At 74.2% G+C, this 6,932-nt stretch carries 8 protein-coding genes, 1 pseudogene and 1 riboswitch; of the genes and pseudogenes, 6 read left to right on the forward strand and 3 right to left on the reverse strand.

Annotated features, from left to right (window positions below; translation table 11 throughout):
* The coding region (locus H0487_RS20950) for a ferredoxin-like domain-containing protein (protein WP_512698510.1) at positions 1–489 on the reverse strand (489 nt) is incomplete at its 3' end.
* Positions 490–542: 53 nt separating this feature from the next.
* Positions 543–745, reverse strand: a riboswitch (cobalamin riboswitch).
* Positions 746–786: 41 nt separating this feature from the next.
* Between H0487_RS20950 and H0487_RS24390 the strand changes: the two are divergent.
* The 4 genes and pseudogenes from H0487_RS24390 to H0487_RS20970 form a co-directional block, all read left to right on the forward strand.
* Positions 787–1,110 (forward strand): annotated as a pseudogene (locus tag H0487_RS24390) (Nif3-like dinuclear metal center hexameric protein); the annotation flags it as partial.
* A gap of 107 nt (positions 1,111–1,217) precedes the next feature.
* Entirely contained in the window at positions 1,218–1,922 is a 705-nt protein-coding gene (locus tag H0487_RS23640) for a Nif3-like dinuclear metal center hexameric protein (protein ID WP_312856045.1), read from the forward strand.
* 13 nt (positions 1,923–1,935) lie between these two features.
* Entirely contained in the window at positions 1,936–2,679 is a 744-nt protein-coding gene (locus H0487_RS20965) for a zinc ribbon domain-containing protein (RefSeq protein ID WP_183096166.1), read from the forward strand.
* 1 nt (position 2,680) lies between these two features.
* Positions 2,681–3,472, forward strand: a complete 792-nt coding sequence (locus H0487_RS20970) for a histidine phosphatase family protein (protein WP_183096167.1) — start codon at positions 2,681–2,683, stop codon at positions 3,470–3,472.
* Positions 3,473–3,476: 4 nt separating this feature from the next.
* Here the strand turns inward: H0487_RS20970 and yaaA are convergent, their stop codons facing one another.
* The gene (yaaA, locus tag H0487_RS20975) at positions 3,477–4,256 is read right to left on the reverse strand and encodes a peroxide stress protein YaaA (protein ID WP_183096168.1); all 780 of its coding nucleotides are present in this window, start codon (positions 4,254–4,256) and stop codon (positions 3,477–3,479) included.
* 106 nt (positions 4,257–4,362) lie between these two features.
* On the opposite strand from yaaA, the gene H0487_RS20980 reads away from it, so the two are divergent.
* Positions 4,363–5,817: an RNB domain-containing ribonuclease gene (locus tag H0487_RS20980; protein ID WP_183096169.1), complete on the forward strand. Its 1,455-nt coding sequence runs from the start codon at positions 4,363–4,365 to the stop codon at positions 5,815–5,817.
* Complete coding sequence (cobU, locus tag H0487_RS20985; RefSeq protein ID WP_183096170.1) at positions 5,810–6,340, forward strand: bifunctional adenosylcobinamide kinase/adenosylcobinamide-phosphate guanylyltransferase; 531 nt, start codon at positions 5,810–5,812, stop codon at positions 6,338–6,340. Before H0487_RS20980 ends, cobU begins: the two co-directional genes overlap by 8 nt.
* 147 nt (positions 6,341–6,487) lie before the next feature.
* Here the strand turns inward: cobU and H0487_RS20990 are convergent.
* Positions 6,488–6,932: adenosylcobinamide-GDP ribazoletransferase (locus H0487_RS20990; RefSeq protein ID WP_183096171.1), on the reverse strand; the 445-nt coding region annotated here is incomplete at its 5' end.

Below are 6,932 nucleotides of genomic sequence, written 5' to 3' on the forward strand. Positions count from 1 at the left end.
GTGGCGGCCGCGGACGTCGCCGCGCCCGTCGTCGAGGGTGAAGAGGAAGCGACCCGGCAGCGTGGCCAGCGCCGGGGACGCGCAGATCGAGCGGTCGAGGTCCACGACGACGGGGCGCAGGTCGGCGAGGCCCCCGGCCCGGCCGGTCTGGGGCGAGCAGAGGACGTTGCGCGCGAGGTCGTGGCTGCGGGAGGGCAGCAGGCCGGTCGCCTCGACCGCGTCGACCACCGCGCCGGGCAGCGCGCCGTCGACCTGGGGGAGGGCACGGAGCTGGAGGTTGGCGCGGCCGGTCAGCCGGACCCGCCCGTCGCCGTACTGCCGGGCGACGCCCACCAGCGCGACCAGCGCGGCCGTGGGAAGGCGACCGCCGGGGACACGGATCCGCACCAGCGCGCCGTCGTCGGCCGGCCAGGGCCGGAGCACGCCGGGGCAGCGGTCGGGTCGCGTCCGGGCGGACCGGACGGGCTGCCCGAGATCGGTGGCGCTCATCGCGCTCCTCGCAAGGTCTCGGGCCGTACGCGTGGCCCGCGGATGACCTCGCGGCGGCTACCGCAAGGGCCAGCAGGTCTTCGGACTCGGGATCACTCGGCACGGAGCGCCTTCCCAGGCCCCCGAGGAGGCCCAGTGACATCTTGCTCCGCCCGTCACCCACACCGCTGCGCGTCAGTCCCGGACTCTCACCGGGTTCCCTGACCCCCACCCAGATGTCTCTGCGTGGAGGTCGACTGGCCCGGCGACCCTACCAACCATCCCGACCGCACGGCAGCGACCAGTAGGTTGACGGACATGCCCACGCTCGCGGAGGTCGTCTCCCAGATCCATGAGTGGTACCCGCCGGCGACCGCCGACGACTGGGACGCGGTCGGTCTGGTCCTCGGCGACCCGGACCGGTCGGTCAAGAAGGTGCTCTTCGCCGTCGACCCGAGCCCGGCGGTGGCGGAGGAAGCGGCCGACTGGAAGGCCGACCTGCTCGTCGTCCACCACCCGCTCTTCCTCAAGCCCGTCCACGGGTTCGCGGCCACGACGCCGAAGGGGCGCACGCTCGCGACGCTCGCGAAGGCCGACTGCGCCCTGCTCACGGCCCACACCAACGCCGACCAGGCGGTCGGCGGCGTCTCCGAGGCGCTGGCCCTCGCGCTCGGGCTCGGCGACCTCGCGCCGCTCGTGCCGGCCGCGGGCGAGCCGATCGACAAGCNGAGCCGATCGACAAGCTCACCGTGTTCGTCCCGAGCGACGCCGCCGCCCCGGTCCGCGCCGCGCTCGCCGAGGCCGGCGCGGGCACGATCGGCGACTACGACTTCGCGTCGTTCAGCACCACCGGCGAGGGACGGTTCCGTCCGCTGGAGGGTGCGACGCCGATGATCGGCACGGTCGGGGAGATCGAGACGGTCGCCGAGGTGCGCATCGAGGTGGTGCTCGCCCGCCACCTGCGCACCCAGGTCGTCGCGGCGATGCTGGCCGCGCACCCCTACGAGGAGCCGGCGTACGACGTCGTCGCGCTCGCCGACCCCGGCCTCGTGGTGACGGGGACCGGACGGGTCGGCACCCTCCCGCAGGCCACACTCGGCGAGTTCGCCCAGACCGTCGCCGCCGCCCTGCCCGCGACCCAGCACGGCGTCCGGGTCGCCGGCGACCCCGACCGGGTCGTCCGGAAGGTCGCCGTGTGCGGCGGCGCCGGCGACTTCCTGCTCGACCGGGTCGCGGCGTCCGACGTCGACGTGTATGTCACCAGTGACCTGCGGCACCACCCGGCGGCGGAGTTCGTCGAGAAGGGCGGCCCGGCCCTCGTCGACGTCGCCCACTGGGCGGCCGAGTGGACCTGGCTCCCCGTCGTCGCCGCCCGGGTGGTGGAGGCGTTCGGGAACGACGTCGACACCCGGGTGAGCACGCTGTGCACCGACCCCTGGACAATGCGCCTATGAGAGCGAGCGTTCGATGAAGGCCGACCCTGCCGCACAACTGAGGTTGCTGGACCTCCAGAAGCTCGACGCCGCCGCCGACCAGCTGCGCCACCAGCGCGCCCACCTCGCCGAGGACGCCGAGCTGGCGACCCTCGCCGTCCGCCGCGCCGACGTGCTCGGCCGCAGCCGAGACCAGCAGATCGTCGTCGACGACCTCACCTCCGCGCAGGAGAAGGCCGACGCCGACGTCGAGCAGGTCAAGGCGCGCCGCAAGCGCGACCAGGACCGGATGGACCAGGGACTCATCAGCAACCCCAAGGACCTCGAGCGGATGCAGCACGAGCTCGAGACCCTCGAGCGCCGGATCACGACCCTCGAGGACGAGGAGCTCGCGGTCATGGAGGACCTCGAGGCCGCCCAGTCCGAGCTCACCGTCATGCAGACCGACCTCGCCGAGACCGACGAGCGGATCGTCGCGCTCACCGAGGCCCGCGACGAGAAGCGCGCCGCGATCGACGCCGACCTCGCCCGGATCGGCGACGAGCGGGGCCCGGTGGTCGAGGACGTGCCGGCTGACCTGCTCGCGCTCTACGACAAGCTCCGCACGAACAAGAACGGGGTCGGCGCGGCCGAGCTCCGCGCCCGCCAGTGCGGCGGCTGCATGCTCAGCCTCGACGCGGCCGACCTCTCCGACATCCGCGCCAAGGCCGAGGACGAGGTCGTGCGCTGCGAGCAGTGCCAGCGGATCCTCGTGCGGACCAGCGAGAGCGGACTCTGAGGTGACCGCCGGCGACGGCGGGGCCGCGGGTGCCGACGAGTCGCTGATCGAGGAGATCGAGAGCCCGGCGACGACCCCGGCCGTCGACCAGGCGGGCGAGCGCCCCGCCGGTCTCCCGACCCCGACCACGCTCGTCCTGCTGCGCCACGGTGTCACGCCGCACACCTCGGGGCGCCGGTTCTCCGGGGGCCTCGGAGGCGACAACCCCGGGCTGAGCGACGAGGGCCGCGAGCAGGTCCGGGCCTCGGCCACCTGGCTGGCGGGACTCGGAGACCGGCTCGACGCCGTCGTCTGCTCGCCCGTGCGTCGTACCCGGGAGTCGGCCGAGATCGTCGCCGCCGAGCTCGGCCTCCCGCTGGAGGAGGAGCCCGGCTTCGCGGAGATGGAGTTCGGCGCCTGGGACGGACTGACCTTCCTGGAGGTCGCCGAGCAGCACAAGGAGAGCTTCGAGGCCTGGCTCGGTGACCTCGACGCTCCGCCGCCCGGGGGCGAGTCGTTCCGCGTCGTCGAGGAGCGGGTCCTCGCCGCGCTCGGCCGGGTCCTCGAGCAGCACCCCGGCCGCACCGTCGTCGTGGTCAGTCACGTGACGCCCATCAAGACCCTCGTGGCACACGCCCTCAAGGCTCCGCTCGACGCGGTCTTCCGGATGGAGCTCAGCCCCGCGTCGGTCACCGCGATCTCGTTCTACCCCGACGGCCCCGAGGGCGCCCCGTCCCAGGACCGCGGCTCGCTCCGTCTCTACAACGCGCTGCCGCCCGGCGACCGCGGCCTGCTCGACACCGGCCGCTGGTAGCGGCTCAGACCTCGGTGACGACGACGTCGAGCTGGGTGCCCCGCTTGGTGGCCTCGCCGGTCTCGACGTGCCAGCCGAGGTCGGTGAGCAGCTCCGCGAGCGCGTCCGGGGTGCGGGCGTCGCGGCCGTCCTCGAGGAGGGCCCGGACCAGGCGGCCCTTGGTGGCCTTGTTGAAGTGGCTGACCACCTGGCGGCGACCGGCGACCTCGTGCAGCACGCGGACCGTCGCCACCCGCGGGGCGAGCTCGACGGGCGGGCGCCAGAAGCCGGCGTACATGCTCGACCGGAGGTCGACGAGCAGACCACGGCCCAGGGCCTCCTGCACAGCGGGACCCAGCGACTCACGCCACCAGCCGGCCACCGGGCCGAGACCGGGCACGGTGGCGTCGCCGGAGAGGCGGTAGGCCGGGATCCGGTCGCCGACCCGCACCAGGCCGAACAGGCTCGAGGTGATCGCCAGCCGCGACGCCGCGCGACGCTTCGCCGACGGCGAGAGCGAGCCGAGGCCGAGCGCGTCGTACAGGACGCCGTCGTAGATCCGGTCCGCGCGGGCGGTCGGCGCGTCCTCGAGGGTGGCGTTGCGCGACACCAGGTCGAACTGGGTGCGGGACAGGCCCAGCACCGTCGCGGCGTGGTCCGGCTCGTCGCGGCACAGGGTCACCAGCGCGTCGAGGACCCGCTCGCGAGCGGGCGTCAGCGACGGCAGCGAGAGCTCCTTCAGCTCCAGGGGGCGACCCCGCCCGGGAGCGGACTTTCCTTCGCTCGGCGGCAGCAGGATCAGCACGATGTCCGAGGGTAGTAGGCGGCCCTGAGATGGCGAGCAGGTGACTGCGGGCTGAACCGGCCCGGCCCGGCCGGCGCGTTGTGACGGCTCCTCTAGGGTCGGGTCCATGCCGAGCAACCTGGTGGTCCGGGTCAAGGACAGCCCCGCGCGTCCTGACGCGTCCGCGGCCCTGCGCACCGCACTCGCGGACGTGGAGCGGGAGCTCGAGCTGCCCGGCTCGTTCCCCGCCGAGGTCCAGGAGGCCGCCGAGCGCGCGGCCGCCTCGCCCACGCTGCCGTCGCTCGACCGGACCGACGTCGCGCTGCTCACCATCGACCCCGAGGGCTCGATGGACCTCGACCAGGCGCTCCACGTCGAACGGTCCGGCGACGGCTACGTCGTGCACTACGCCATCGCCGACGTCGCGGCGTTCGTACGGCCGGGGGACCCGGTCGACCTCGAGGCGCACCGGCGCGGCGAGACGCTGTACGGCGCCGGCAGCCGGATCCCGTTGCACCCGGCGGCCCTGTCCGAGGGTGCTGCGTCGCTGCTGCCGGACCAGGTCCGGCCGGCACTGTTCTGGACGTTGGCGCTCGACGCGACCGGCACGCCCACGAGCGTCACGGTCGAACGAGCGCTGGTGCGCTCCCGCGAGCGGTGGTCCTACGACGGTGCGCAGACGGCGCTCGACGATGGCACCGCCGGCGAGGTGCTCCAGCTGCTGCGTGAGGTCGGTCGGCTCCGCGAGCAGCAGGAGGCCGCGCGCGGCGGGGTCTCGCTCCCGTTGCCGGAGCAGGAGGTCGCCGTCGGTGACGACGGCGCCTTCCGACTGGAGCTCCGCCGCCAACTCCCCGTCGAGCAGTGGAACGCCCAGGTCTCGCTGCTGACCGGGATGAGCGCGGCCCGGCTGATGATCGACGGCGCGGTCGGTCTGCTGCGCACGCTGCCGCCGGCCGACCCGCGCGACGTCGCCCGGCTGCACCGGGTCGCGCAGGGTCTCGGGATCGACTGGCCCGAGGCGACGCCGTACGACGCCTTCATCCGCTCGCTCGACACCACGGTGCCAGCACACCAGGCGATGGTCGTCGCCTGCACGCGGCTGCTGCGGGGGAGCGGCTACGTCTCGTTCGACGGCGCCGTGCCGGCCGCGCACGAGCACGCCGCGATCGCGGCTCCCTACGCCCACGTGACCGCACCGCTGCGCCGCCTCGGCGACCGTTACGCCGGCGAGGTCTGCGTGGCGCTGTGTGCTGGTGAGCCGGTGCCCGACTGGGTGCGCGCCGCGCTGACCGACCTGCCGCGGACCCTCGAGGAGTCCGGCCGGCGGGCGAGCGGCTACGAGCGGGCGGTGCTCGACGTGATCGAGGCCGGCCTGCTGACGGGGCGGGTCGGCGAGGTCTTCGAGGGCGTCATCACCAGCGTGCACGGCGACGATGCACGCAAGGGCGTCGTCGTGCTCTCGGAGATCGGGGTGGAAGCGCCGGTGTCGTCCGACACCGACCTGCCGCTCGGGACCGCGGTCCGGGTCCGGCTCGCCGAGGCCGACCTCACGACCCGGAAGGTGGCGTTCCGTCATGGCTGACCAGGTGGTCCTGGTGACCGGAGGGGTGCGGTCCGGCAAGTCGGCGCACGCCGAGGCACTCCTCCTCGACGAGCCGGCCACGACCTACGTCGCCGCGGGTCCGTCGTACGACGACGCCGACTGGCACGCCCGGGTGGCGGCCCACCGTGAGCGGCGCCCGGCGACGTGGAGCACGCTGGAGACCAGCGACCTCGCCGTCGCGCTCGCCGAGGCGACCACCCCGGTCCTCGTCGACTGCCTCGGCACCTGGCTCGACGCGATCCTGAGTGCCGCCGACCTGTGGGAGGCGCCGATCGAGGAGATCGAGGCCTACGTCAGCGCCCGCACCACCGGCCTCGTCGCCACGCTGCGCGCCGCCACCGCGCCGGTCGTCGTCGTCACCAACGAGGTCGGCCTCGGCGTGGTCCCCGAGCACCGCTCGGGCCGGGTCTTCCGCGACCTCCTCGGCACCATCAACCAGCGGGTCGCTCGCGCCTGCAACGAGGTCCACCTCGTCGTCGCCGGTCGCGTCCTCATCCTCTGACCCGCCCAACCCGCACACTTCGGTCGCCCAACCCGCACGGTTCGGTCGCCCAACCTGCACACTTCGGTCGCCGTACCCGACGAACCGTGCGGATTCGTCGACCGAACCGTGCAAGTTCGTGGGCCGAACCGTGCAAGTTCGTGGGGTTCAGGCGCCGGCGAGCCCGAGGAGCAGTGCGGCGAGCGCGATCTCGATCCCCGCACCGAAGACGTCGCCGGTGACGCCACCGAAGCGACGTGTGGTCCGGGCGACGAGTACGACGACCAGCAGGGCGGCGACGGCGACCGCGATCGGTCCGCGCTGCGGGTCGACGGCGACGGTGGCCGCGGCGAGGAGAGCCCAGCCGAGGAGGGTCCACCAGCCGGGGACGCGACCGGTGAAGGTCGAGCCGAGTCCGTCGGGGCGAGCAGGCGGTACGCCGGTCGCGCACGTGATCCAGAGGGCCGCGCGGGACGCGCAGACCGCCAGGCCGGCGACGGCCGCGCTCCGCGCCTCGCCGACGTACGACGCCAGCGCGGCCGCCTGGACACCGAGGACGAGGACGATGGCGGCGACTCCTGCCGGCCCGGCGGTGCCGCCCTTCATCACCGCG

The organism is Nocardioides stalactiti, assembly GCF_014180715.1.
Taxonomy (GTDB): Bacteria; Actinomycetota; Actinomycetes; order Propionibacteriales; family Nocardioidaceae; genus Nocardioides; species Nocardioides stalactiti.